The following is a 24,477-nucleotide window of genomic DNA, read 5'->3' as shown; positions in this document are numbered from 1 at the left end:
CGCCCGGCGTACCATCTCTATAGCGCCGGCAAGGCTATGTCGTGACACATGAAGGAATTCTGAATGCCAATGAATGTGATGAACGAGCCGATGATCTCAGACACCGGAGTTCGCCCCGCCTCGCAGCGGTCGCGGATCAGGTCAAGGCGCCTTGCCGTGGCCGGCGCGCTTTCGATTGCGCTGGCGCTTTCCGGCAATCAGGTGTTCGCGCAGGAGCGGCAGGTGCCCGCGGCGCAAACAGACGTGATGCTCTCCTACGCGCCGCTGGTGAAGGAGACGGCGCCCGCCGTCGTCAATGTCTATGCCGAGCGCATGGTCCAGCGGCGGATGTCGCCCTTGTTTTCCGATCCGTTTTTCGGTCGGTTCTTCGGCGATCAGATGCCGGGGCGATCCGAGCGGCAGACGTCGTTGGGCTCCGGCGTGATCGTGACCGGCGACGGCATGGTGATCACCAATAATCATGTGATCGCCGGGGCGGACGATGTGCGCGTCGCCCTTGCCGACGGCCGCGAATTTCCCTCTACGGTGCTGTTGAAGGATGACCGTTACGACCTTGCGGTGCTGAAGATCGAGGCGGACGAGGATTTTCCCACCGTGCCGATCGGCAATTCGGACAATGTCGAGGTCGGCGATATCTCGCTTGCCATCGGCAATCCCTTTGCCGTCGGCCAGACGGTGACCAGCGGCATCATCTCCGGCCGCGCGCGCAATGCCGTCAATGACGGCGAATTCGGCTTCTTCCTGCAGACGGACGCGGCGATCAACCCCGGCAATTCCGGCGGCGCGCTACTCAACATGAAGGGCGAGCTGATCGGCATCAACACCGCCATCTTCTCCTCCGGCGGCGGCTCGAATGGCGTCGGCTTCGCCATTCCCGCCAACATGGTGAAAGTGTTCCTGAAGGCGGCCGAAGACGGCGAAACGCGCTTCCAGCGGCCCTATGTCGGCGCCACCTTCGGCCCCGTCACATCCGATATTGCCGAGGCGCTGGGACTGAAGGCGGCGCGCGGCGCAATCATTTCCGCCACCCGTCCGGGCAGTCCGGCGGAAAAGGCCGGTCTTGAACCCGGTTCCGTGATCGTTGCGGTCAACGACATTCCGGTCGAACATCCCGATGCGCTGCTCTACCGGCTGACCGTTGCCGGCATCGGCAACACCGCGGACCTGACGGTCGAGCGGGACGGGCAGGTGACCCACGTCGCCCTGCCTCTTGATCTGGCGCCTGAGGATCCGCCGCGCGACACCCGCGTGATCGACGGTTCCTCGCCCTTTTCAGGGCTTACGGTGGAAAACGTCTCGCCGCGCGTCGCCGAGGAGTTGCGCCTTTCGGGGATCGATGATGGAGTGGTGGTGAGCGATATCGAACAGGGCTCCACGGCCCAGCGGATCGGCTTTGCCAGGGGCGACGTCATTGTCGCCGTCAATGACGCGCCGATCGACAACACCGAGACGCTTGAGGATATGGCGGACGAGAAGCCCGGTTACTGGCGTCTTTCCATCAATCGCGGCGGCCGGATGATAAACCAGATATTCAGATGAGCGACCTTTTTGCCCCGCACGTCCCCGAGGACATCGAAAACAAGCGACCGCTCGCCGACCGGCTTCGCCCGAAGACGCTTGGCGAGGTGACCGGCCAGCCGCATCTGACCGGGCCGGACGGCGCGCTGACGCGCATGATCGCCTCCGGCTCGCTCGGCTCGATGATCTTCTGGGGGCCGCCGGGCACGGGCAAGACCACGGTCGCGCGGCTCCTGTCCGGCGAGGCCGGTCTCGCCTTCGAGCAGATCTCGGCGATCTTTTCCGGCGTGGCGGACCTGAAGAAGGTCTTCGAGTCTGCCCGCGCCCGGCGCATGAACGGGCGGCAGACGCTGCTGTTCGTCGACGAGATCCACCGTTTCAACCGCGCCCAGCAGGACAGTTTCCTGCCCGTGATGGAGGACGGCACCATCATCCTGGTTGGCGCAACCACCGAAAACCCGTCCTTCGAGCTCAATGCCGCGCTTCTGTCGCGCGCCCGCGTCTTGACCTTCCGGTCCCATGATGCCGAAAGCCTTGCCGAACTGATGAAGCGCGCGGAGGAGGCGGAGGGCAGGGCGCTGCCGCTCGATGATGCCGCGCGCGAGACGCTGGTGATGATGGCCGATGGCGACGGGCGCGCGATCCTGACGCTTGCGGAAGAGGTCTGGCGTTCGGCCCGCGCCGATGAGCGGCTCGACCCGCAAAGCCTGATGAACATCGTCCAGCGCCGCGCGCCGATCTATGACAAGGGCCAGGACGGGCACTACAACCTGATTTCGGCCCTGCACAAATCCGTGCGCGGATCGGATCCGGATGCGGCCCTTTATTATCTCGCCCGCATGTTCGATGCCGGCGAGGATCCGCTGTTTCTCGGCCGCAGGCTGGTGCGCATGGCATCCGAGGATATCGGCCTTGCCGATCCGCAGGCGCTTGTCATCGCCAACGCCGCCAAGGATGCCTATGACTATCTCGGCTCCCCGGAAGGCGAACTGGCGCTGGCGGAGGCTTGCGTCTATCTCGCCACCGCGCCGAAATCGAACGGCGTCTATACCGCCTTCAAGGCGGCGATGCGCGCGGCAAAGGAGCACGGCTCGCTGCTGCCGCCGAAACACATCCTCAACGCGCCGACCAAGCTGATGAAATCGGAAGGCTACGGCGACGGCTATCGCTACGACCATGACGAGCCGGATGCCTTTTCCGGTCAGGACTATTTTCCCACCGAAATGGGCCGGATGAAATTCTACGGTCCGCCGGAGCGCGGTTTCGAGCGCGAGATCAACAAGCGCCTGCAATGGTGGGAAAAGCTCAGGCGCGAGCGCAGCAAGAGCTGAAGCGATTTTGGCCTGTCCTCGCGGGAACTCTTTTCTTCACGTGGCGTTTACCATGCAAAACCAAGGGAGAACTGCCATGGATAACCTGCCTGCCCGCGTTCTTGCTTACATCGTTATCGCCATCGGCTGCGCCGCGGTTGTCGCGGTGATCCTCACCGTGCCGCCGCTCTATGACGCACGCATCTTCCTGCTGCCCGCGATGCTGCTGATCGCCTGGGTCGCGGGACCCGTGCTGACCCACTATCTCGCGCCCGCAGCCCGTGCCCGTCTCCGCAAGCGGTGATCCCCCCTGCCGCGCGACGCAAACGCCCGACCGGACGGGAAGCCGGTCGGGCGTTTGTTGTTTCCGCGTTGTGAAATGGCTTGGCTTACTGCGCCGGGCCCTTCTTGATCGGCTCCTGATAAGTGAAGCCCATGTCCCAGGGGAAGTAGATCCAGGTGTCCTGGCTGACCTCGGTGACGAAGGTGTCGACGGTCGGCACACCCTGGGGCTTGGCATAGACGCAGGCAAAATGCGCCTTCGGCAGCATGTCGCGCACCTCCCGCGCCGTGTTGCCGGTGTCCGTCAGGTCGTCGACGATCAGCACGCCTTCGCCGCCGGTCTTCGTCAATTCCTCGGAAATCCCCTTCAGAAGCTTCGTCTGGCCCTGGCTCGTATAGTCGTGATAGCTGGCGATGCAGACCGTTTCGATCAGCCGGATTTCCAGTTCGCGCGAGATCACCGCCGCCGGCACGAGGCCGCCGCGCGTGACGCAGACGATCGCGTGAAAGGTCTGGTCAAGGCCGGACAGGCGCCAGGCAAGCGCGCGCGCATCGCGGTGAAACTGATCCCAGGAAACGGGAAAGGCTTTTTCGGGAAGGGACATGAAAGGCTCCGGGACAGGGGTGACGCAAAGGGTTTGACGGCCGACAACTCCGTCCGGCCCTGTGGCATCCGTCCTGCCCCGGGAGCATGAAAACGCGTCTGCGATGCCCGGGGCAGGCGACGGCCTGCCGTTGGGCATCGCTATTAGCCGCATTCGTCTCCAAAAGGCAAGACATGCGGGCCTGCAGCCAGCGGAAAGATGGCGCGTCGCCGGATCAGCGCGACATCAGCGTTGCCGCCGTCATCGATTCCAGCAGCGTGCGGGTGACGCCGCCGAACAGCAGTTCCCACAGTCTGGAATGCGTATAGGCGCCCATGACCAGAAGGTCGACGGAATTGTCGGACAGGCGGTTCTCGATGATGGTTGCTGCCTTCGCCTTGTCGGCATGGGCGCTGGTGGCCGTCACATTGACGCCGTGGCGGGCGAGCGTCGCGGCGATTTCCGCGCCCGTGAGACCGCTTTCCTGGTCGTTGCTGTCATGCGGGTTGACCGAGAAGATTTCGACCTCGCCGGCCTTTTTCAGGAAGGGCAGGGCATCGAATGTGGCGCGCGCGGCCTCGCGCGAGCCGTTCCAGGCGACCATCACGCGGTTGAAGGGTTTTGCCACCTTGTCGACATGCGGCACCAGCAGCACGGGCCGGCCGCTTTCGAACAGGAAGCTCTCGAAATCGGCGCGGGCGTCTCCGGGCGCGTCGGGGCTGACCTGCGGGGCGATGATCAGATCGCAGGACCGGGCGCTGTCGATGACCGAGGATCCGGCAAAGCCGGAGGCGGAGACGATCTTGCGCCACTCGTGGGAGAGGCCCTCGCGTTCCGCGCGCTTGCGGAAGATCTCGCCCAGTTCGGCGCTGCGCTTTTCGGCCATGTCCTGCAGCGACTGGATCGAGATCGGATCGGGGATTTCCATCGGCGCGATGATCGGCGTCGGGTTCACGGTCTCGGCATGGAGGCCGATCACGTGTGCGTCGAAGGAGCGAACGATTTCAACGGCGTAATCGAGGAAGCCGCCGGCTTGCGTCGGTGATTCCATGACGGCGAGTATGGTCTTGTAGGTCATCTGAAACACTCCTCTCGGGCTTGGCTCCCACCCGTATGACATGCCGGCTCACGCGCCGGCCGTTGCTGCTTCGACAGTCTATGCCTAATGCCAGAAAATGCGAAGGGCGGAAACGCGCCTTTCGGGTAAGGCGACACGGGAATCAACCGGCTTCCATCGCCTCGAGCATGGCGCGGATATCCGCGGCCGCCGCCTCCGCATCGGCCTCCGCCCTTGCCCGGACGACGAGCTGGGTGCGAAACCCTTCGGAGGAGAAACGGGGATAGGAGCCGATCGAGGTCTTCGGATGGGACTTCTGGATTTCCCCGAGTCGCGCCGCGATGTCGCCCTCGCCAAAGGGGCATTCCACGGTCTTGGTGACGAGCGGCGCGCCGCCCTTGAGCGTCGGCATGACATTGTCGAGCATCGCCTCGAAGATGCTGGGCACGCCCGCCATCACATGCACATTGCCGATGACGAAACCGGGCGCGGTGGAGACCGGATTGTCGATCAGCGTCGCGCCTTCCGGCATGCGCGCCATGCGCTGGCGCGACGCGTTGAAGTCTATGCCGCGCCGCTCGTAATGGGCTGCAAGCCGGCTCATCGCCTCGTCATTGTAGATGCAGGACAGGCCGAAGGCGACGGAAACCGAATCAGCGGTGATGTCGTCATGGGTGCCGCCGATGCCGCCGGAGGTGAAGACATAGGTGTAGCGCTCCCTCAGCGCATTGACAGCCTCGACGATCGCGGCCTCGTCGTCGGCGACGATCCGCACTTCCTTCAGGCCGATGCCGATGAGCGTCATCGCTTCTGCCAGATGGCCGATATTCCTGTCCTTGGTGCGGCCGGACAGGAGTTCGTCGCCGATGGCGAGCATCGCCGCGGTCGGATTGTCGTCTTCGCTCATTGTGGTTGGTCCGTGTTCGGTTGAAGCAGGCTTGTTTTCACGTTTTGGACCCTCGGTTGCGTTTCTTCAAGCCCGCCGCGGCAGCAAAGCGTCTCTGCCGCCGATTGGGTGAACACTGCGTCTATGCCGCGGCCTCTGGACTTCGCTGCGCCCGAAGGCCTATCTGCGGGGTACAGATTTCAAATCCGTCCAACTGGAGTTTTCAAATGGCTAAAGTTCTCGTTCTCTATTACTCGGCCTACGGCCATATCGAAGCCATGGCCAAGGCCGTTGCCGAAGGCGCTGCCGCCGAAGGCGCCGAGGTAACCATCAAGCGCGTTCCCGAACTGGTGCCGGAAGACGTGGCCAAGGCGTCGCATTTCAAGCTCGACCAGGACGCGCCGATCGCCGATCCGAACGAACTCGACCAGTATGACGCCATCATCTTCGGCGCCGGCACCCGCTTCGGCACCATGGCCTCGCAGATGCGCAACTTCGTCGACCAGACCGGCGCGCTGTGGGCAACCGGCAAGCTCGTCGGCAAGGTCGGCTCGGTCTTCACCTCCTCGGCCACCCAGCATGGCGGCCAGGAATCGACCATTCTCGGCTTCATCCCGACCCTGCTTCACCAGGGCATGGTCGTTGTTGGCCTGCCTTACGCCTTTGCCGGCCAGATGGGCCTCGACGAGATCAAGGGCGGCTCTCCCTACGGCGCCTCCACGATCACCGATGGCGACGGTTCGCGCATGCCGTCGGCCGTCGAGCTCGAGGCTGCCCGCTTCCAGGGCGGTCACGTCGCCAAGGTCGCCGCCAAGCTCGCTGCCTGAGCCGTTTTTCGCTGAAATTTTGAAAGCGCGCGGGTCTTTGGACCCGCGCGTTTTTTTGTCCCCTGTTTTCCCCGCCGCCTCCCGGATCGGCCGCGACGCTTAGGATTCCTGCAGTTTCAAAAAGCAGGAAGGAGCCGCGCGATGCGGATCGAAAATCACAGAATTCCGGGCATCTGGTACGGTCAATCTTCCAATCTCGGCGCTTGGCGGACGACCCCGCCGGTCATCATCGTGCTGCACTACACCACCGGCTGGAACGGGGCGGCGAGCCGCGACTGGCTGATGGGGGCGGCGGCAGGCGCCTCCAATCGCGGCTCGAGCGCCCATGTGGTGATCGACCGTGACGGCACGGCCTGGCAGATCGCGCCCTTCAACCGCACCGCCTGGCATGCCGGGCCGTCGCGCTACGGCACGCTTGAAGGGCTGAACGCCCATTCAGTCGGCATTGAATTCGTCAATCCCGGCTGGCTGAAGCCGAACGGGCTTGGCGATTTCACCGATGCCTATGGCAAGCGCTTTTCCGAGCGGGCGCTGAAAAAGGCGGGCGGCTATCACCTAGCGCCGCATGCCCGCGTCGGGGCCGGCGCCTTTGCCTGGCCGTTCTACCCGGAGACGCAGATTGCGACCGGGATCGACGTCGTTCAGGCGCTTGTCGGTCAGTATCCGATCCGGGCAATCGTCAGCCATGAGGAAATCGATACGCGCGGCTGGAAGACCGATCCCGGCCCCGCCTTTCCGATGGAGCGTTTCCGGGCGCTTCTCGGTGAGGCAGACGACCGCGAGCCCGCGGCCGTGGTGACGGCGGGGCGGCTCAACCTGCGCGGCGGCCCGGGCGCGGCGTTCGAGAAGGTCGTGCCGCCGGGAACGCTTCTGAAGGGGACGCGGGTGAAGGTCATGCAGCGGCAGGGAGACTGGGCCTTCGTCGCGCCGGAAAGCCCCGACGGCCGGGAGGGCGTGGTCACCGGCTGGGTGCATGCGGCCTATATCGCGCCGGTAATCGCCGCCTGAGCATAAAGGCTCTGCTTGCGTCCAGCCGGCAGGGCCTCTATATCAGCGCCAACATAAACGGTTTGACATCCAACCTTGAACTGGACTGGCGGATCATGAATTCACTTGGTTTTGACAAGAAGCCGGAGGCGACGCGCGTTGTCGTCGCCATGTCCGGCGGCGTCGACAGCTCGGTCGTGGCCGGGCTCCTGAAGCGCGAGGGCTATGACGTCCTCGGCATCACCCTCCAGCTTTACGATCACGGCGCGGCGGTGCACCGCGCCGGTTCCTGTTGCGCGGGACAGGACATTGACGACGCCCGTCGGGTTTCCGAACGCCTCGGCATTCCGCATTATGTGCTCGACTACGAGGCGCGGTTTCGCGAGACGGTGATCAACCCGTTTGCCGAAAGCTATATTGCCGGCGAGACGCCGATCCCCTGCGTTGCCTGCAACCAGACGGTCAAGTTCGCCGATCTTCTGACAACCGCGAGGGAGCTTGGCGCCGATGCGCTGGCGACCGGCCATTACATCCGCTCCAAACCGAACCCGACGCCGGAGAACCCGATGCGGCGCGCGCTCTACCGTCCGGTGGATGCGGAGCGCGACCAGAGCTATTTCCTGTTTGCGACCACGCAGGAGCAGATCGATTTCCTGCGGTTTCCGCTGGGCGGCCTGCCGAAGGCGGATACGCGGCGGCTGGCCGAGGAAATGGGCCTGATCGTCGCCGACAAGCCGGACAGCCAGGACATCTGTTTCGTGCCGCAGGGCAAATATTCCGACGTGATCGCCAAGCTGCGGCCGAATGCCGAACTTTCCGGCGAGATCGTGCATCTCGACGGACGCGTGCTCGGCCGGCATGAAGGGATCGTGCGCTACACGATCGGCCAGCGCAAGGGGCTTGGCGTTGCCACCGGCGAACCGCTCTACGTGGTCTATCTCGATGCCCGTTCGCGCCGCGTCATCGTCGGCCCGCGCGAGGCGCTGGAGACGCGCCGCATCTATCTGCGCGACGTCAACTGGCTGGGCGACGGGCCGCTTGAAGCGGCGGCGGCGGACGGATTTTCCTGTTTCGCCAAGGTGCGCTCCACGCGTCCGCCGCTGCCGGTCATGCTGCATGCGGACGAGAACGGCGTCTATGTCGATCTTCTGGAAGGCGAGGCGGGGATCGCCAGCGGCCAGGCCTGCGTGCTTTATGACGCGCCGGGCAATGACGCCCGCGTCTTCGGCGGCGGCTTCATCGACCGTTCGGAGCGTTCGGCGGAGGCCGAGGCGGCGCTGAAGAGCCTGATGGACGGGCTCGCGGCCTGAATGTCATGGTGGCGGTAGGCCAGCGGGTCATATCGTGATCGGCAAAGTTTGTTAACAAGCCTATCAATTTTTACGGACGTCATCCTCGGCCTTGTGCCGAGGATCTAGCCACAGTTCCGCACGAGCGGCGTTGGCGTTTCTTAAGATATTGATTTAAATATGTTTTTTCGTCCGAGACGCTTGTCGCGTTGACACGTGCTTAGATGCTCGGGACAAGCCCGAGCATGACGGCGGAGAGCGGGACAGGCTTTGTCGACAAACCGCGTCGATCAGGTGGCGATCGGCTGTTCGGCGGACATGAACAGTTTCAGCGATTCCTGATAGCCTAGCCTGAGGAGCTGTTCGACATAGGCGATCAGCTGGTCGGCCCAGCCGAAGCCGAGATAGGCGGCGAGCCAGACGATCAGTCCGGCGAGGATCAGGGCGTAGATGAAGTTCCTGAGGATCATCAGCAGCATGGCAAGCAGGACGAAGGCGACCAGCCCGTAAAACAGCGACGGGGTGAGCGCCACGCCGTCGGAATGGGCAAGATAGCCCATATAGATGCCGAAGATGATGCAGACGGCGGCGCTCAGCCGGTCGCGGATCATGCGGTGGGTGTAGCCTGAACTTGCCATCTGACGGTCTTTCTTCGCTGCGATGCTCTTGCGGTTCGTGAGGATGAACGCGCGGCCGGCCTGGCCGGTTCCGGGTGTGGTTATAGCAGTTTGCAACCCCGGCGTCAGGATAGTTCCGCGACGATGCGGTTCAAAAGCAGCATGCCTTCCGGCGTCGCGCGCAGGCGGGCATTGCCGATCCGTTCGATCAGGCCGAGTTTCAGAAGAAAATCCTCGCGTTCGGCATCCATCGGCTTGCCGGAAAGCGAGGACCAGCGGGCGAGATCGACGCCTTCCTTCACCCGAAGCCCCATCAGGAGAAGTTCGTCGGCCTGCTCTTCTTGAGAAAGCACTGTTTCCTCGGTCACGCCGTGGCCGTTGGTCTCGGCCGCCTGCAGCCAGGTCTCGGGGTGTTTCTCCGTCGCCGTCGCGATCTTGCCCGACGCCGTTTCCAGCCGCCCGTGCGCGCCGGGGCCGATCCCGGCATAATCGCCATAGCGCCAATAGGTGAGGTTGTGCCGGCTTTCCGCACCCGGACGGGCATGGTTGGAAACCTCGTAGGCCGGCAGGCCGCGCTCTGCCGTCACCGCCTGCGTGACCTCGTACAGATGCGCCGCCTGATCGTCGTCGGGGACGAGGAGTTTTCCTCTGTTATAGAGATCGAAGAAGCGCGTGCCTTCCTCGATGGTCAGCTGGTAGAGCGACAGGTGGTCGGCGGCAAGATCGATCGCCTGGTTCAGTTCACGCTCCCAGTCGTCCGGCTTCTGGCCGGGCCGGGCATAGATCAGGTCGAAGGACATGCGCGGGAAGATGTCGCGCGCCAGACGGATAGCGCCAAGCGCCTGCTCGACAGTGTGCAGACGGCCGAGAAACCGAAGCTCCTTGTCGTTGAGCGCCTGCACGCCCATCGAGACGCGGTTGACGCCGGCGGCGCGGTATCCGCGAAAGCGTTCGGCCTCGACGCTGGAGGGATTGGCTTCCAGCGTCACCTCGATCCCGTCCGGCACATGCCATGCCGCGCCGACGCCCTCGAGGATCGCGCCCAGCGTCTGCGGTTCCATCAGCGAGGGCGTGCCGCCGCCGATGAAAATGCTGGTAACCGTGCGCGGCCCGGAAAGCGCGCGCATATGGGCGATTTCACGCAGGAAACCGGCGACGAAGCGTTTCTGGTCGACCGGCTGGTGGCGGACATGGCTGTTGAAGTCGCAATAGGGGCATTTGGCCGCGCAGAACGGCCAGTGCAGATAGACGCCGAAACCCGGCTCGCCGTCATCGCCATTGATGCCTGAAATGGCTACCGGGTCGTTTGTCAGGGCGCAAGTCCCGTTTCGGTGAACAGCTTGAAGGCGCGGGCGCGGTGGGACAGCGCGCCGCCATCTTCCGGGCCGCCATTGGCCTTTTCGGACGGCTCCATCTGGCCGAACGTCCTGTCATGGCCCTTCGGCTGGAACACCGGGTCATAGCCATGGCCCTTTTCGCCGCGCGGCGGCCAGACGAGATTGCCTTCCACTTCGCCGCGGAAGGTCTCGGTGTGGCCATCGGGCCAGGCGAGGCAGAGCACGCAGACGAAGCGGGCGGCGCGGGCCTCGGGCGCTGTCGCGCCTTTCTCGGCAAGCGCCTTTTCCACCTTTTCCATCGCCATCATGAAGTCGCGGCTGCCATCAGCCGTTTCGGCCCAGTCGGCGGTGTAGACGCCGGGCGCGCCGTCAAGGGCGTCGACGGCGATGCCGCTGTCGTCTGCAAGCGCCGGCAGGCCGGACTTTTGCGCAGAGGCCAGCGCCTTGATCGCGGCGTTCTCCTCGAAGGTCGTGCCGGTTTCGTCCGGCACGTCGAAGGAAAGCTCGGCCGCCGACTTGGCCGAAAAGCCGAGCGGACCGATCAGTTCGGCGATCTCGGCGATCTTTCCGGCATTGTGGCTGGCAACGACGATGGTCTTGGTTTCGAGTTTGCGCATGTCAGTTCCCAATAACGCAGGGTGATAAGTTTTGGCCGCAGAGCCCCCAAACAATCTCCCCCTCAAAGGGGGGAGATTGAAGGGAGGCGGATAGACTTTGCCATCACAACCCCCAGAGCTTTGCCTCGGCGCATTCCAGGCTGTTGCCGGCGGGGTCGCGGAAGTAGATCGAGCGGGCGCCGTTCGGCCAGAGGAAATCGCTTTCGATCGTGATGCCGCTGGCCGCAAGCCGGTCGATCATCGCGTCGAAATCGTCTCCTTCAAGCCGGAAGCAGACGTGGCCGGGGCCGCGCGCGCCGTGGGTCGGCACGGGCAGCGCACCCGGACTTGCCGGCTTTTCCGTCTCGTCCGGGTTGAAGACCAGCAGCACGCCCTGCCCGCAGCGGAAGAACACATGGCGATTGTCGACGCGGGTGATCTTCTCAAGCCCGAGAATGCCGCCGTAAAAGCCCTCGGCGGCATCGAGGTCGTCGGCATAGAGTGCTGTTTCCAGAATGGCAGCGATCGGCATGACGGTATCCTCAGGCTCCGGCGATGGTCTTCTTCTGCAGGTCCACCAGTTCGGAAATGCCGTTGCGGGCAAGGTCCATCAGCGTCAGGAACTCGTCCTGAGAGAAGGGCTTGCCCTCGGCGGTGCCCTGGATCTCGACAATGCCGCCGGCGCCGGTCATGACGAAATTGGCGTCGGTCTCGGCGGACGAGTCCTCGAGATAGTCGAGGTCAATGACCGGCTGGTCGGCGAAGATGCCGCAGGAGATCGCCGCGACATGGTCCTTCAGCACCCTGTCGGTCTTGACCATGCTGCGGGCTTCCATCCATTTCAGGCAGTCATGCAGCGCGATCCAGGCGCCGGTGATCGAGGCGGTGCGGGTGCCGCCGTCGGCCTGGATGACGTCGCAGTCGACGCTGATCTGGCGTTCGCCAAGGGCTTCCAGATCGACGACGGCGCGCAGCGAGCGGCCGATCAGGCGCTGGATTTCCAGCGTGCGGCCGCCCTGCTTGCCGGAGGAAGCCTCGCGGCGCATGCGCTCTCCGGTCGCGCGCGGCAGCATGCCGTATTCGGCGGTCACCCAGCCCTTGCCGCCATTGCGCAGCCACGGCGGAACGCGCTCTTCGAGGGAGGCGGTGCACAGCACATGCGTATCCCCGAATTTGACGAAGCAGGAGCCTTCCGCGTGCTTGGAAAAGCCGCGCTCGAAGGAAACGTTGCGCATCTGGTTGAGTTGTCTGCCTGATGGCCGCATGGTGTGGTCCTTCCGGTTTCGGTTGCGGCGGTTCTAGAAGGAAGAGGCGGCTTTTGCAAAGAAAAACGGCAGGCCGCGCCGCTGCAAAGACGAATTGCGAAGCGCGGCGCCGACACTATATTAATGGGCGAAGCAGACGAACCATCCGGCCACTGGAAGCATGACAGCAGATCGACGCGCAGACAATTCGGCAATGACACTGGACGATCGCTCGCGCGAGGTGTTTCGTGCGATCGTCGAGAGCTACCTTGAAAGCGGCGAACCGCTCGGCTCGCGCAACCTGTCGCGGCTTCTGCCGATGTCGCTTTCGCCGGCCTCGGTGCGCAATGTGATGAGCGACCTGGAGGAGCTCGGCCTGATCTACGCGCCGCATGTGTCCGCCGGCCGACTGCCGACGGAGAGCGGACTGCGTTTCTTCGTCGATGCCTATATGCAGGTCGGCGACCTTGCCGAAAGCGAACGTTCCGAGATCGAGCGTCATATGCAGGGCGTCGATCGCGGCCAGCCGGTCGACGGGCTTCTGAACGAGGCAAGCCAGATGCTTTCCGGCATGTCACGCGGGGCGGGGCTGGTGATGACGTCCAAGAGCAACGCCGTGCTCAAGCATGTCGAATTCATCCGTCTGGAACCGACAAAGGCGCTTGCGGTGCTCGTCGGCGAGCATAACGAGGTGGAGAACCGGATCATCGACCTGCCGGCCGGCACGACCTCCTCGCAGCTGACGGCGGCGGCCAATTTCCTCAACGCGCATCTCAACGGCCAGACCCTGCCGGAACTGAGGACGGTTCTCGCGCGGCTGAAGGACGAGGTTCGCCACGAGCTTGACCAGCTTTCGCAGGATCTCGTCGGGCGCGGGCTCGCCGTCTGGTCGGGCAGCACGGAAGACGGCAGGCCCGGGCAGCTGATCGTGCGCGGCCGGGCCAATCTGCTCGAAGGCGTTGCCGATGCCGCCGATATCGATCGCCTGAGGATGCTGTTCGACGATCTTGAGAAGAAGGAAAGCCTGATCGAGCTCATCAGCCTGGCCGAAAGCGGTTCGGGCGTGCGCATCTTCATAGGCTCGGAAAACAAGCTGTTTTCGCTGTCGGGCTCCTCGCTCGTCGTCGCGCCCTATCGCGACAGCGACAACCAGGTCGTCGGCGCGGTCGGCGTTATCGGGCCGACGCGGCTCAACTATGCCCGGGTCGTGCCGATGGTCGACTATACGGCCCATCTGCTGTCGCGCATGTCGCGCTCTCGCTGAAGGCTGCGCGCGAATACCGGGGGAGGGCCTTGATTTTTCGGGAGTGAAGCTCGATATCGTGGCCCGAGAGATTCAAGAACAAACTGCAACGTGCGGAGACGTCATGACCGACGAGACCAAGAAGAACGGCACTGACGAGGAAATCAACGAGACGGTGGTCGACCTTGAGGCGGATGCGCCTGCCGGGGAGCCCGCGGATGGCGAAGTTGCCGAACCCGATCCGATCGATCTCCTGCGTGAGGAAAACGAGAAGCAGCGCGACCAGCTGCTGCGGCTTGCCGCCGAAATGGAAAACCTGCGCCGGCGCACGGCGCGCGACGTGAAAGACGCCAAGGCCTATTCGGTCACGGCGTTTGCGCGCGACATGCTCGGCGTGTCCGACAATCTGCGCCGGGCGCTCGATTCCATTCCCGAGGACAAACGGACCGAGGAGATCAAGGGCTTCATCGAGGGCGTGGAGATGACCGAACGCTCCATGCTGTCGGCGCTGGAGCGCCACGGCGTGAAGACGATCGAGGCGGAAGGGCAGAGATTCGATCCGCATTTCCACCAGGCGATGTTCGAGGTTCCGAACCCGGAAATTCCCGCCAACACGGTCGTTCAGGTGGTCCAGACCGGCTACATGATCGGCGACCGGGTTCTCCGTCCGGCCATGGTCGGCGTTTCCAAGGGCGGGCCGAAAGCCGATCTCGCGCAGCAGGCCGGTGAGGACAAACCGGAATAGGCGCGTTTTCGCAATCACGGGAATCAAGGGCGTTTCGCTGCCGCGGGACGCCTTTTTTGACGGTGAGTCGAGGCCGGGTGGCTGGAGCGTCGGGCGAAAAAGCGGAATCCGGTTTTTCGTTAACCCGACGCGTCAAGAGAAAGAATCTAGCGCATCGGCTCGAAAATCGGAATCGATTTTCGAGCCGATGCGCAAATTCAATAAGTTAGAGCGTCCTTGTGCGTCCAAAAGGACGCACGGCGCTCTATAGTATCGGGGCGATACCAATCAATCGCCCCGATACTCTAGGCCGCCGACGAATCCGGATCGGTGTTCAGGAAGGCGTAGATCGCGCTTTCCGAATCGGAGGCCCGGAGCTTCTTGACCAGGTCCTGGTCGCGCAGGAGCCGCGCCACGCGCGACAGGGCCTTCAGATGATCGGCGCCGGCGCCTTCGGGGGCCAGCAGCAGGAAGGCGAGATCGACCGGCTGGTCGTCAAGCGCCTCGAAATTGACGGGATGCTGCAGGCGGGCGAACACGCCGCAGATGTGGTCAAGTTTCGGCAGCTTGCCGTGGGGTATGGCGATGCCGTTGCCGACACCGGTAGAGCCGAGGCGCTCGCGCTGGAGCACCACTTCGAAGATCTCGCGCTCGGGAATTCCCGTCACGGCCTCCGCTCTGGCGGCCAACTCCTGCAGCAATTGCTTCTTGGAGTTTGCCTTGAGGGCGGGGATGATCGCCTCCTGTTTCAGCAGGTCGTCAAGGGCCATATCCTGGTATCCTGGGTTGCGGCTTGAGGGCGGGCGCCTGAACGGCACCCGCTTGCGTGGGTTCAGCCCTTGATGCCGGCTGTGTCGATCCAGCCGATATTGCCATCCGGGCGGCGATAGACGATGTTGAGCGTCTTGTTGTCCGGGTTGCGGAACAGCATCAGCGGCTTGTCGGTCATGTCGAGCGCCATGACGGCCGTGGCCACCGCCATGGTGCGGACCTCGGTCTTGGCTTCCGCGACGATGGCCGGCGCGTAGTCTTCCGGTATCTCGCCCTCGTCCTCCTGCGGCAGGTCCATCACCGAATAGGCGACCTCGGCGAAATCGGCGTGTCCGTTGCCCTGGTGATGGTCCTTCAGCTTGCGCTTGTAGCGGCGCAGGCGCTTGGCGATGCGTTCGAATGCTGCCTCGAAGGCGGCCTGGGGGTCGTGCGCCTTGCCGGCTGCATGCAGCACGGCGCCGCTGTCGAGATGGACCTTGCAGTCCGCCTCGAAACCGCCCGCGGACTTCTCGACCGTTACCTGGCCGGAATAGCCGCCGTCGAAATATTTGGTGACCGCTTCCTCGATCTGGTCTTCGATTTTTTCACGGAAAGCCTCTCCGACTTCCATTTGTTTTCCCGAGACGCGAACACTCATGGATCTTCCCTTCTTCTATCGTTTGCGGGCACCAGTTTAAGCCAAGCCCTGTTCTCCTCCAAGAACTTCCAGGCATGGCCCTCCGGTGACCGGGACGGCACTCAGATGACACCTTGTCATCATAACTCATTTGGGCATTTTTCAGCCGTTTGCCAGCGGGATTTCCGCAATATTCTTCGTGCGATTTTTTGCCGCCGGGTGCGGTCGGTTTGCCGCTGTTCCCGGTCCCGGAGCATCTGCGTCCCGTCTCCCTTGCTGAGGCGGCGCCCCTCTTGCGGCGGATGCTCTACCGTTCATGTTGGCGGAAGTCAATCACGCCGGCGCTTTTGCCGGGGCCGCCCCGGTCGCGCCTCAGGCGCCGACGACCCTGGCATAGGCGCGTTTTTCGCGGCGGCGCTGGACGGAGGAGGGGATCGACATCGCCTCGCGGTATTTTGCCACGGTCCGGCGGGCGAGCGTGATGCCTTCGTCCTTCAGCGCGGAAACGATGTCATCATCGGAAAGGACCGCTTCCGGCGTCTCCGCGGCGATCATGCGGCGGATCTTGTGGCGGATCGACTCCGCCGAAAGCGCGCTGCCGTCCGCCTGGTCGGAGGCGATCGAGACGGAGAAGAAATAGCGCAGCTCGAACAGGCCGCGCGGGGTCAGGACGAACTTGTTGGAGGTGACGCGGCTGACGGTCGATTCGTGCATCTTGATTGCGTCGGCGACCGTCTTCAGGTTGAGCGGGCGCAAATGGTCGACGCCGTGCTTGAGAAAGGCGTCCTGCTGGCGCACGATCTCGCTTGCGACCTTCAGGATTGTGCGGGCGCGCTGGTCGAGGCTGCGCGTCAGCCAGTTCGCCGTCTGCAGGCAGGTGTTGAGAAAGGCATCATCGGCCGCCGACATGCCGCGCGAGGCCTTGATTTCGGTGAGGTAGGAGCGGTTGACGAGAACGCGCGGCAGCGTGTCCGGATTGAGCTCCACCTGCCATTCGCCTTCCTTGCGGGCGGAGACGATGACGTCGGGCAGGACCGATTCGGGCGGCTGGCTGGAAAAGGCGCCGGCCGGCTTCGGGTTCAGCCGGCGAAGCGTCTGCGTCATCGCCAGGAGGTCTTGCTCTTCCACCCCGCAAAGTTTCTTCAGCCTGGTGAAATCGCGGCGCGCCACCAGCTCGAGATTGTCGACCAGAACCGCCATGGCCGGGGTGAGATCATCGGTCTGCAGCAATTGCTGGCGCATGCAGTCGGACAGCGACTGGGCGAAGATGCCGGGCGGATCGAGCGTTTTCAGCCGTTCCAGCACCGTGTCCAGCCTGACGACGGCCAGCCCGGCCCGTTCGGCGATCTCCTTCGTGTCTCCCCGGAAGTAGCCGGCCTCGTCGAGATAGTCGACGAGGTGGCGGGCGATCGCCTGTTCGTCGGAGCGCCTGAAGGTGAGCGCGATCTGGTCGGTCAGATGGTCGCGCAGGCACGGCCTGCCGGCGACGAACTCGTCGAGGTCGACATGGTCGTCGCCGCCGAGCGTGCCCGGCATCGATTTCCACTGGCTCATCAGTTCGGGGGCGTCCGGCCGCGCGGAGGGGCCGTCTTCGCCGTAAGCGCTGTCAAAATTGCTGTCGAGGCTGTCGCCGAGCCGGGCGGCGCCATTGGCCTGCCGGTCGTCGGAATACCAGTCGCTGGAAAGGTCGGCGCCGTCGCTCTCCTGCGGTTCGGCGGCTTCCGGCCGATCCTCCGGTCCGCCCTCTTCGCCGGCGACCTCCAGAAGCGGGTTCTTCTCAACCTCCTGGGCGATGAACTGGCAGAGCTCCGCATGCGGCATCTGGAGCAGCTGGATGGACTGCATCAGTTGCGGCGTCATCACGAGCGACTGGTTCTGTCGGAGAAGAAGATTGGCGCTTAGTGCCATGACGCGAGCATAACCCTCCGATCGCAACGGCCTGCCGACAGCGGCGTGCGGATGCGTGCTGAACAAATCAAAGTGTACGGAAAGGAGACTGGCACAAAAATTGCTTCGCAATCAAGCCGGAATCCGCATGGCGGCCAGGCCTGTCTACAGGCTGAAATTGTCGCCAAGATAGAAGCGGCGCACATCGGTATTGGCGACGATCTCGTCCGCCTTGCCGTGCGTCAGCACCTCGCCGGCGTGGATGATGTAGGCGCGGTCAATCATGCCGAGCGTCTCGCGAACATTGTGGTCGGTGATCAGGACGCCGATGCCGCGCCGGGTCAGGTGGCGGATCAGGTTCTGGATATCGGCGACCGAAATGGGGTCGACGCCGGCAAAGGGCTCGTCGAGCAGCATGAAGGCGGGATCGGTCGCAAGCGCGCGCGCGATCTCGAGGCGCCTGCGCTCGCCGCCGGAAAGCGCGACGGCCGACGTCTTGCGCAGCCTGGCGATGCCGAATTCCTCCATCAGCTGCTCGAGCTTCTCTTCCCGCTCCTTCTTCTTCAGGGGCGTCAGTTCGAGCACGGCGCGGATGTTATTTTCGACCGAGAGGCCGCGAAAGATCGAGGCTTCCTGCGGCAGATAGCCGACGCCGAGGCGGGCGCGGCGATACATCGGCAGTCCGGTGACGTCGCGGCCATGCAGCGCGATGGAGCCCTCATCGACGGGCACCAGGCCGGTGATCATGTAGAAACAGGTGGTCTTGCCCGCACCGTTGGGGCCGAGCAGGCCCACGGCCTCGCCGCGGCGGACCACGAGAGATACGCCGTTGACGACGCGCCGGCTGCGATAGGTCTTGGTCAGCCCCTGCGCGATCAGCGTTCCGTCGTAACGGCCGTTCTCCCGGTCAGGATCGCCGTTGCGGGGCGCTGTTGCGGTCACGGACGGGCGCTCTGCCATGGAGAGCGTTTTTCTTGTCGTTGTCTTCGGCATGCGGGATCAGTTGCCTGGCCGCGATTGCGGGTTGAGCCTGATCTGCACCCGCTTGCCGCAGGCATCCAGCTTGGCCTGGCTCGTGTTCATGTCTACGGTGAGCTTGCAGCCGACGAAGACATTGCCGCTTTCCTTCAGCACTACTTCTTTGCCCTCGAGGACGAAGTGCTGGGTGACCATGTCGAAATAGCCGGTGTCGCCGGTGGCCGTCTGCGTGTCGGTGAGAAGCTGCACCGACTGGCTGAGGTCGATCCGCTCGATATCGCCCTGGCCGGACGCGATCCCGGTCGAGCCGCCGGCATAGCGGACCGTCATCTTGCCGGCCTTGACCTGGTTGTCGCCCTGGACGGCGACGACATTGCCGGAAAAGGTGATCAGCTTGGTGGCGTCATCCACCTCAAATTCGTCGGCGTCGATGTCGATCGGCTCGTCGCCCGAAAGCTGGAAGCCGCTTGTCTGGGTCGACTGGGCAAGGCTCTCACCCGCCGGCAGCGCCAGCGCGCATAAAAGCGCCAGCGTTGCCGCAGTCGAGCGGCGCGGCGCGCAGATTTTCAAATTGCTCAGATCCATCCGAAACCTCATTGTCCGGTGCGGGCCAGTGCCGAGGGCGACAGCGTGACATGAACGCCGCCGCCAAAGCGGATTTTCTGACCGTTATCGATGATATTCACGTTTTCGGCAACCACCGATGCCTGCGGCGCCCTCACGGAGACCGGCGTGTCGCTGGAGAGCGTTCCGGCCTTGATGTCGATTTCGGCCGACGTGAAATCCGCATGCATGCCGTTGGAAAGCTCGATGGTGAAGGGTTCGTTGATCGTCAGTTTCTCCGTGGCGCGGTCGTAGAGCGTGCGCGTCGCGTCGACCACGGCCGTCACGCTGTCTTCGACCGGAACGGTGGCGATGACGTTTTCGAGCAGCACGGTGCTGTCGTCGGGATTGGCGGCGGGCAGCAGCGCGCGCTCGGCCTTCAGCGAGTAGCGGATGCCGTCGGAATTGCGGCCCGACATGCCGGGATTGGTCATGACGATCATGCCGTTTTCGATCGAGGCGGCGTCGAGCGTGATATTGTCGGGCACGATCGAGCGCAGGAAGGTCGCGGCAATCAGCCCGATCGTGATCAGCACGGCGGCAAGCGGCAGCAGGACCTTGAGGCGGCGCACATGGCCGGAATGCCGCCGCGCCTTGCGGAAGCTTTCCTCGATCGACGGTCGGTTGCCGCCGTGTGCAGTGGTCGCAATGCTCATCTCGTGTCGTCTCGTCGCCCGCGGGCCTCTGTCGTCCCCCGGCCGTTTCGGGGTTCGCCTCGGCCAAAGCCGTTGCCTCTCAAGGGCCATGGGTATTATGTTTTGCCGGCCATAACAAGTTGGCGGCCGAAAAACGGTCCATGCGCGATTGACATCAGATGAGTGTCGCACGCACATTCGCCAAGCGCGGCGGACCTGCGCGCCGTTCAAATCACTGTGAGGGCGTTGATGAATCTATCGGAAATCCTGGAGCGCAGGCGTTTGAGGCGGCGCGTCGGCTGGTGGCGCGCAGCCGCGCTCGTGGTCGCCGTCCTTTTCGTGGTTGCCCTCTACAAGGCCTATGGCGGCGCGGAGCCGGGAACCATGCTGGCGCGCCCGCATATCGCGCAACTGTCGGTCTCGGGCGTGGTCGCCGACGATCCGGTGATGCTCGAGACGATCCGCGAGATCGGCGAGGATCCGGCGGCAAAGGCGCTGGTCGTGTCGCTGTCGACCGGCGGCGGCACGACATTCGGCGGCGAGGCGCTCTACAAGGCCCTGCGCCAGGTGGCCGAGAGGAAGCCCGTCGTCAGCGAAATCCGCACCCAGGCGGCCTCGGCGGGCTACATGATCGCGCTGGCCGGCGACCGCATCTTTGCCGGCGACACCTCGATCACCGGCTCGATCGGCGTCATCTTTCTTTATCCGCAGGCGAAGGAACTGCTCGACAAGATCGGCGTCTCCGTGGATGCGATCAAGTCGGCGCCGATGAAGGCGGAACCATCGCCCTTCAACGACGCGAGCCAGGAGGCCCAGGCCATGGTCCGCGCCCTGGTGATGGACAGCTATGACTGGTTCGTCGATCTTGTCGCCGCGCGCCGGGACATGTCGCGAGAAAGGGCGCTGGAGCTTGCCGACGGAAGGATACTGACCGGTCGGCAGGCGGTTGAGGCCGGACTGGTCGATGAAATCGGCGGTCGGGACGAAATAATGGCCTATCTGGCCGCAAACGGCGTTTCTGACTCCCTTGAAATCAGGTCTTGGGATAACGTAAACAGAGATGGTTTCGGGGTCGGCCTGGCGAAAATGGGGGCAAGGCTGCTCGAATCGCTCGGACTTGGCTGGTTTGTCAGCGAGGATATCCTTCGCCAGACCGGTCTTGTTGACGGGCTTGTGTCTGTCGGGCAGACTGATTGGCAATGAAAATCAGAGAGTTGAGGGGCTGGGTGTGATCAAGTCGGAATTGGTACAGATTGTTGCGGCGCGTAACCCGCATCTCTATCACCGCGATGTCGAAAATATCGTGAACGCTATTCTGGACGAGATCGCGGATGCGCTGGCGGCGGGCAACCGGGTGGAGTTGCGCGGTTTCGGCGCGTTTTCGGTCAAGAACCGCCCTTCGCGTTCGGGACGGAACCCGCGCACCGGCGACACCGTTTTCGTCGAAGAAAAATGGGTCCCTTTCTTCAAGACCGGCAAGGAATTGCGCGAGCGCCTCAACCCCGACCAGAAAGACGACAAATAAGGGGCAGGCCGGATCGCCGGGAAAATGAAACGCGTTCGAGGCGCATGATGTCAAAGCTTGTCAATCTCATCATTCTGCTGCCCATCGGGGTGGTGCTCGTCCTGTTGTCGGTTGCCAACCGGCAGTCCGTCACCATGGCGCTCAACCCTTTCAATGCCAGCGACAGCGTGCTCGCCGTCTCCGCTCCCTTCTTCGTCTACATCTTCATCGCATTCATTCTCGGCATTCTGCTTGGCGCGCTGTTTACCTGGATTTCCCAGCGCAAGCACCGCAGGACGGCAAAGTCCAGCAAGCGCGAGGCCGCACTATGGCGTGCGGAGGCCGACAAGCGGAAGGCGCCGAGCGCCGAAGTTTCGACTGCCCGCCCGCTCGATCAGCTTCCGTCTTCCTGAGACGGCGCGAGAAGACTTGCCATTTTTACGACGGGGCTGATAAACCGCAGCTTTCGACCATTGCGGGATGATCGCCTTTCATGACGCCTTCCAGACCGGACAAGACGCGCCGCACCAAAGCCGGCGGCAAGCCGCAGGCCAAGCCTGACCGGCCGCGCAAGGATGTGCGCCGGGCCGACAAGCGACAAGGCGGCGCCCCGGCGGAAAAGCAGAACGAGCGCCGCAGCCGCCAGCCGGAGCCGCAGTGGATCGCGCTGCGGGACGGCGAACGGCCGGCCGAGCGCGTGCCGCGCATTCTCCAGTCCGTCACCGCCGACGGTTTTCATCTGATCGACAGCGGCCACGGGCTGAAGCTCGAGCAATATGGCGATTATCGAATCGTCCGCCCCGAGGCGCAGGCGCTCTGGCCGCCGCTTCTTGATGAGAAGATCTGGGCCAATGCCGATGCGATCTTCACCGGCGATACGGACGAGGACGGCATGGGGCGCTGGCGCTTTCCCAAGGCCGCCCTCGGCGAGACCTGGCCGCTGCGGATCATGGACATCGATTTTCTCGGCCGCTTCACCGCCTTTCGCCATGTCGGCGTATTTCCCGAACAGGTGGCCCACTGGCAATGGATGCGCGATGTCCTGGAAGGGGCGTCCGGCCGCAAGGCCCCGCCCAAGGTGCTCAATCTCTTCGGCTACACCGGCGTCGCCTCGCTGGTCGCCGCCGCCGCCGGCGCGGAAGTGACCCATGTGGACGCCTCGAAGAAGGCGATCGGCTGGGCCCGCGAGAACCAGGCGCTCTCCGGCCTCAACGACCGCCCGATCCGCTGGATCTGCGACGATGCGATGAAGTTCATCGAGCGCGAGGAACGGCGCGGCAACCACTACGACATCATCCTCACCGATCCGCCGAAATTCGGACGCGGGCCGAATGGCGAGGTCTGGCAGCTGTTCGAGCACCTGCCTAGAATGCTGGACCTCTGCCGCGCGATCCTGAAGCCGGACGCGCTCGGCTTCGTGCTGACGGCCTATTCGATCCGCGCCAGCTTCTATTCGGTTCACGAGCTGATGATGGAGACGATGCGCGGTTTCGGCGGCGTCGTCGAATCGGGCGAGCTTGTCATTCGCGAGGCGGGGCTCTCCGGCGATCAGCCCGGCCGCGCCCTATCAACATCCCTTTATGCGCGGTGGTTGCCCCAATGAGCTTCGAGCGAGACGAGAGGCGCGCGCCGCGCGTCGGAACGGTGAAGGAAGTCACCTCCCTTTCCAATCCGATCATCAAGGATATCCGCGCGCTGTCGCAGAAGAAGCACCGCGAGGAGACCGGAACCTTCATGGCCGAGGGGCTGAAGCTCGTCATCGACGCGCTGGAGCTCGACTGGTCGATCCGCACGCTGATCTATGCCAAGGCGGCCAAGGGCAAGGCGCAGGTGGAAAAGGTCGCCGCCAAGACGATCGCCTCCGGCGGTCTTGTGCTTGAGGTCTCCGAAAAGGTGCTTTCGGCGATCACCCGGCGCGACAATCCGCAGATGGTCGTCGGCATTTTCGAAAGCCATTACCGCCCGCTTGCCGAGATCCGCCCGGCCAGGGACGAGACCTATGTGGCGCTCGACCGGGTGCGCGATCCCGGCAATCTCGGCACCATCATCCGCACAGCCGATGCGGCGGGCGCGGCCGGCGTCATCCTCGTCGGCGAGACCACCGATCCGTTTTCGCTCGAGACCGTGCGCGCCACCATGGGCTCGGTCTTCGCGCTTCCGGTCTCGCGCGCCGAGCCGCGCGCGTTCCTGGACTGGGCGCAGAAGAGCGGCGCCGAGATCGTCGCCACCCATCTTGCCGGCTCCGTCGACTACCGGACCATCGACTACACGAAGAAGCCGGTCGTGCTTCTGATGGGCAACGAGCAGCAGGGGCTTCCCGTCGAACTCGCCGAAGGATCGGGGCGGCTTGCCCGCATACCGCAACAGGGCAGGGCTGATTCGCTCAACCTCGCGGTTGCCACCGGCGTCATGCTCTATGAGGCGCGCCGCCACCTGCTTTCGCTCGACGCACCGGAGAAAAGCCGATGAGATCGCCGCTTTCGCGCTCTGGCCCCGCCATCGCCTTCGTCGCCATCGCGTTGCTCCTCGATGCGGCGATCAAATATGCGGTCGAGCTCTATCTGCCGTTCCACCGGACCATCGACGTCCTGCCGTTCCTGGGCCTGTTCAAGACCTATAATCCCGGCATCGCCTTTTCGCTTCTGTCGGATACGAACGGCTGGGCGCTGGTCGGCATGCGGCTCGTCATCGTCGCGGTCGTCATCTATCTCTGGCGCAAGACCGCGCCGGGGCAGAGCTGGGCGCTGCTGGGCTTTGCGCTCGTCGTCGCGGGCGCCCTCGGCAATATTCTCGATCATTTCATCTATGGCCACGTGGTCGACTATATCCGCTTCCATGTCGGCGGCTGGACCTTCCCGATCTTCAACCTCGCCGACAGCTACATCACGGTCGGCGCGGTGATGATCTTCGTCCAGGAGTTCCTGTTCAAAAGCCCCGGACGTGATGATGGCTGACCCGGGCATGCCCGCGCTCACATTAGAA

28 protein-coding genes are annotated in these 24,477 nt (G+C 63.8%); 14 read left to right on the top strand and 14 right to left on the bottom strand.

All coding sequences use genetic code 11. From position 1 onward, the window contains the following. The first annotated feature begins 63 nt into the window (after positions 1-63). From AZF01_RS12840 to AZF01_RS12830, 3 genes are all read left to right on the top strand, one after another. Positions 64-1,539 (top strand): Do family serine endopeptidase, encoded by a 1,476-nt coding sequence (locus AZF01_RS12840; RefSeq protein ID WP_244435557.1) that lies wholly within the window; start codon positions 64-66, stop codon positions 1,537-1,539. Continuing rightward, the gene (locus tag AZF01_RS12835) at positions 1,536-2,849 is read left to right on the top strand and encodes a replication-associated recombination protein A (RefSeq protein ID WP_024708258.1); all 1,314 of its coding nucleotides are present in this window, start codon (positions 1,536-1,538) and stop codon (positions 2,847-2,849) included. Before AZF01_RS12840 ends, AZF01_RS12835 begins: the two co-directional genes overlap by 4 nt. 76 nt (positions 2,850-2,925) lie before the next feature. Next, positions 2,926-3,132 (top strand): hypothetical protein, encoded by a 207-nt coding sequence (locus AZF01_RS12830; RefSeq protein WP_024708259.1) that lies wholly within the window; start codon positions 2,926-2,928, stop codon positions 3,130-3,132. Between the two features lie 85 nt (positions 3,133-3,217). Here the strand turns inward: AZF01_RS12830 and gpt are convergent, their stop codons facing one another. The 3 genes from gpt to AZF01_RS12815 all read right to left on the bottom strand — a co-directional run bounded on the left by gpt (position 3,218) and on the right by AZF01_RS12815 (position 5,658). Then, on the bottom strand, positions 3,218-3,715 hold the full coding sequence (gene gpt, locus AZF01_RS12825) for a xanthine phosphoribosyltransferase (RefSeq protein WP_024708260.1): 498 nt from the start codon (positions 3,713-3,715) through the stop codon (positions 3,218-3,220). Positions 3,716-3,929: 214 nt separating this feature from the next. Then, positions 3,930-4,772, bottom strand: a complete 843-nt coding sequence (locus tag AZF01_RS12820; RefSeq protein WP_024708261.1) for a universal stress protein — start codon at positions 4,770-4,772, stop codon at positions 3,930-3,932. 142 nt (positions 4,773-4,914) lie between these two features. Continuing rightward, positions 4,915-5,658 carry a competence/damage-inducible protein A gene (locus AZF01_RS12815; protein ID WP_024708262.1) on the bottom strand — a complete coding sequence of 248 codons (744 nt, stop codon included), beginning with the start codon at positions 5,656-5,658 and terminating at the stop codon, positions 4,915-4,917. A 206-nt stretch (positions 5,659-5,864) separates the two neighbouring features. Here AZF01_RS12815 and wrbA point away from each other — a divergent pair, with 206 nt between their 5' ends. From wrbA to mnmA, 3 genes are all read left to right on the top strand, one after another. Further along, positions 5,865-6,464 carry an NAD(P)H:quinone oxidoreductase gene (wrbA, locus tag AZF01_RS12810; RefSeq protein WP_024708263.1) on the top strand — a complete coding sequence of 200 codons (600 nt, stop codon included), beginning with the start codon at positions 5,865-5,867 and terminating at the stop codon, positions 6,462-6,464. A gap of 141 nt (positions 6,465-6,605) precedes the next feature. Then, entirely contained in the window at positions 6,606-7,472 is an 867-nt protein-coding gene (locus tag AZF01_RS12805) for an N-acetylmuramoyl-L-alanine amidase (protein WP_051424065.1), read from the top strand. Between the two features lie 95 nt (positions 7,473-7,567). Then, positions 7,568-8,761 carry a tRNA 2-thiouridine(34) synthase MnmA gene (gene mnmA, locus AZF01_RS12800; RefSeq protein ID WP_024708265.1) on the top strand — a complete coding sequence of 398 codons (1,194 nt, stop codon included), beginning with the start codon at positions 7,568-7,570 and terminating at the stop codon, positions 8,759-8,761. A 269-nt stretch (positions 8,762-9,030) separates the two neighbouring features. Here mnmA and AZF01_RS12795 read toward each other — a convergent pair whose 3' ends face one another. The 5 genes from AZF01_RS12795 to rph all read right to left on the bottom strand — a co-directional run bounded on the left by AZF01_RS12795 (position 9,031) and on the right by rph (position 12,555). Further along, positions 9,031-9,378: a hypothetical protein gene (locus tag AZF01_RS12795; RefSeq protein WP_152534528.1), complete on the bottom strand. Its 348-nt coding sequence runs from the start codon at positions 9,376-9,378 to the stop codon at positions 9,031-9,033. 104 nt (positions 9,379-9,482) lie between these two features. Continuing rightward, positions 9,483-10,670, bottom strand: a complete 1,188-nt coding sequence (gene hemW, locus AZF01_RS12790; RefSeq protein ID WP_024708267.1) for a radical SAM family heme chaperone HemW — start codon at positions 10,668-10,670, stop codon at positions 9,483-9,485. Then, on the bottom strand, positions 10,667-11,311 hold the full coding sequence (rdgB, locus tag AZF01_RS12785) for an RdgB/HAM1 family non-canonical purine NTP pyrophosphatase (protein ID WP_024708268.1): 645 nt from the start codon (positions 11,309-11,311) through the stop codon (positions 10,667-10,669). The genes hemW and rdgB overlap by 4 nt, the downstream gene beginning before the upstream one ends. Positions 11,312-11,414: 103 nt before the next feature. Next, a complete protein-coding gene (locus tag AZF01_RS12780; protein ID WP_024708269.1) occupies positions 11,415-11,822 on the bottom strand; it encodes a VOC family protein in 408 nt (135 codons plus the stop codon). Between the two features lie 10 nt (positions 11,823-11,832). Continuing rightward, positions 11,833-12,555 carry a ribonuclease PH gene (rph, locus tag AZF01_RS12775; RefSeq protein WP_024708270.1) on the bottom strand — a complete coding sequence of 241 codons (723 nt, stop codon included), beginning with the start codon at positions 12,553-12,555 and terminating at the stop codon, positions 11,833-11,835. Between the two features lie 160 nt (positions 12,556-12,715). Between rph and hrcA the strand changes: the two genes are divergently transcribed. Continuing rightward, positions 12,716-13,798, top strand: coding sequence for a heat-inducible transcriptional repressor HrcA (gene hrcA, locus AZF01_RS12770; RefSeq protein ID WP_024708271.1), 1,083 nt, complete (start codon positions 12,716-12,718; stop codon positions 13,796-13,798). Between the two features lie 103 nt (positions 13,799-13,901). After that, the gene (gene grpE / locus AZF01_RS12765; RefSeq protein ID WP_024708272.1) at positions 13,902-14,522 is read left to right on the top strand and encodes a nucleotide exchange factor GrpE; all 621 of its coding nucleotides are present in this window, start codon (positions 13,902-13,904) and stop codon (positions 14,520-14,522) included. Positions 14,523-14,806: 284 nt separating this feature from the next. Here the strand turns inward: grpE and ptsN are convergent, their stop codons facing one another. The 6 genes from ptsN to AZF01_RS12735 all read right to left on the bottom strand — a co-directional run bounded on the left by ptsN (position 14,807) and on the right by AZF01_RS12735 (position 20,012). Continuing rightward, positions 14,807-15,271, bottom strand: coding sequence for a PTS IIA-like nitrogen regulatory protein PtsN (ptsN, locus tag AZF01_RS12760; RefSeq protein WP_024708273.1), 465 nt, complete (start codon positions 15,269-15,271; stop codon positions 14,807-14,809). Between the two features lie 62 nt (positions 15,272-15,333). Then, the gene (gene hpf, locus AZF01_RS12755) at positions 15,334-15,909 is read right to left on the bottom strand and encodes a ribosome hibernation-promoting factor, HPF/YfiA family (RefSeq protein WP_024708274.1); all 576 of its coding nucleotides are present in this window, start codon (positions 15,907-15,909) and stop codon (positions 15,334-15,336) included. Positions 15,910-16,260: 351 nt separating this feature from the next. After that, a complete protein-coding gene (rpoN, locus tag AZF01_RS12750; protein WP_024708275.1) occupies positions 16,261-17,796 on the bottom strand; it encodes an RNA polymerase factor sigma-54 in 1,536 nt (511 codons plus the stop codon). A 144-nt stretch (positions 17,797-17,940) separates the two neighbouring features. Continuing rightward, positions 17,941-18,735 (bottom strand): LPS export ABC transporter ATP-binding protein, encoded by a 795-nt coding sequence (gene lptB, locus AZF01_RS12745; RefSeq protein WP_051424071.1) that lies wholly within the window; start codon positions 18,733-18,735, stop codon positions 17,941-17,943. A gap of 39 nt (positions 18,736-18,774) precedes the next feature. After that, complete coding sequence (locus tag AZF01_RS12740) at positions 18,775-19,338, bottom strand: LptA/OstA family protein (RefSeq protein ID WP_024708277.1); 564 nt, start codon at positions 19,336-19,338, stop codon at positions 18,775-18,777. An 8-nt stretch (positions 19,339-19,346) separates the two neighbouring features. Then, entirely contained in the window at positions 19,347-20,012 is a 666-nt protein-coding gene (locus AZF01_RS12735) for a hypothetical protein (protein ID WP_024708278.1), read from the bottom strand. A 228-nt stretch (positions 20,013-20,240) separates the two neighbouring features. On the opposite strand from AZF01_RS12735, the gene sppA reads away from it, so the two are divergent. The 6 genes from sppA to lspA all read left to right on the top strand — a co-directional run bounded on the left by sppA (position 20,241) and on the right by lspA (position 24,449). Further along, positions 20,241-21,194 (top strand): signal peptide peptidase SppA, encoded by a 954-nt coding sequence (gene sppA / locus AZF01_RS12730; RefSeq protein ID WP_024708279.1) that lies wholly within the window; start codon positions 20,241-20,243, stop codon positions 21,192-21,194. 25 nt (positions 21,195-21,219) lie between these two features. Next, on the top strand, positions 21,220-21,516 hold the full coding sequence (locus AZF01_RS12725; RefSeq protein WP_024708280.1) for an integration host factor subunit beta: 297 nt from the start codon (positions 21,220-21,222) through the stop codon (positions 21,514-21,516). 44 nt (positions 21,517-21,560) lie between these two features. Beyond that, complete coding sequence (locus AZF01_RS12720; RefSeq protein ID WP_024708281.1) at positions 21,561-21,908, top strand: lipopolysaccharide assembly protein LapA domain-containing protein; 348 nt, start codon at positions 21,561-21,563, stop codon at positions 21,906-21,908. An 80-nt stretch (positions 21,909-21,988) separates the two neighbouring features. Next, complete coding sequence (locus AZF01_RS12715) at positions 21,989-23,098, top strand: class I SAM-dependent methyltransferase (RefSeq protein ID WP_024708282.1); 1,110 nt, start codon at positions 21,989-21,991, stop codon at positions 23,096-23,098. Then, positions 23,095-23,964, top strand: a complete 870-nt coding sequence (locus AZF01_RS12710; RefSeq protein WP_024708283.1) for an RNA methyltransferase — start codon at positions 23,095-23,097, stop codon at positions 23,962-23,964. Before AZF01_RS12715 ends, AZF01_RS12710 begins: the two co-directional genes overlap by 4 nt. After that, positions 23,961-24,449, top strand: coding sequence for a signal peptidase II (lspA, locus tag AZF01_RS12705; RefSeq protein ID WP_024708284.1), 489 nt, complete (start codon positions 23,961-23,963; stop codon positions 24,447-24,449). The genes AZF01_RS12710 and lspA overlap by 4 nt, the downstream gene beginning before the upstream one ends. Positions 24,450-24,477 lie beyond the last annotated feature (28 nt).

This window comes from Martelella sp. AD-3 (assembly GCF_001578105.1).
In the GTDB taxonomy this organism is placed as follows: Bacteria; Pseudomonadota; Alphaproteobacteria; order Rhizobiales; family Rhizobiaceae; genus Martelella.
This window is presented reverse-complemented; position numbering and strand designations above follow the sequence as displayed.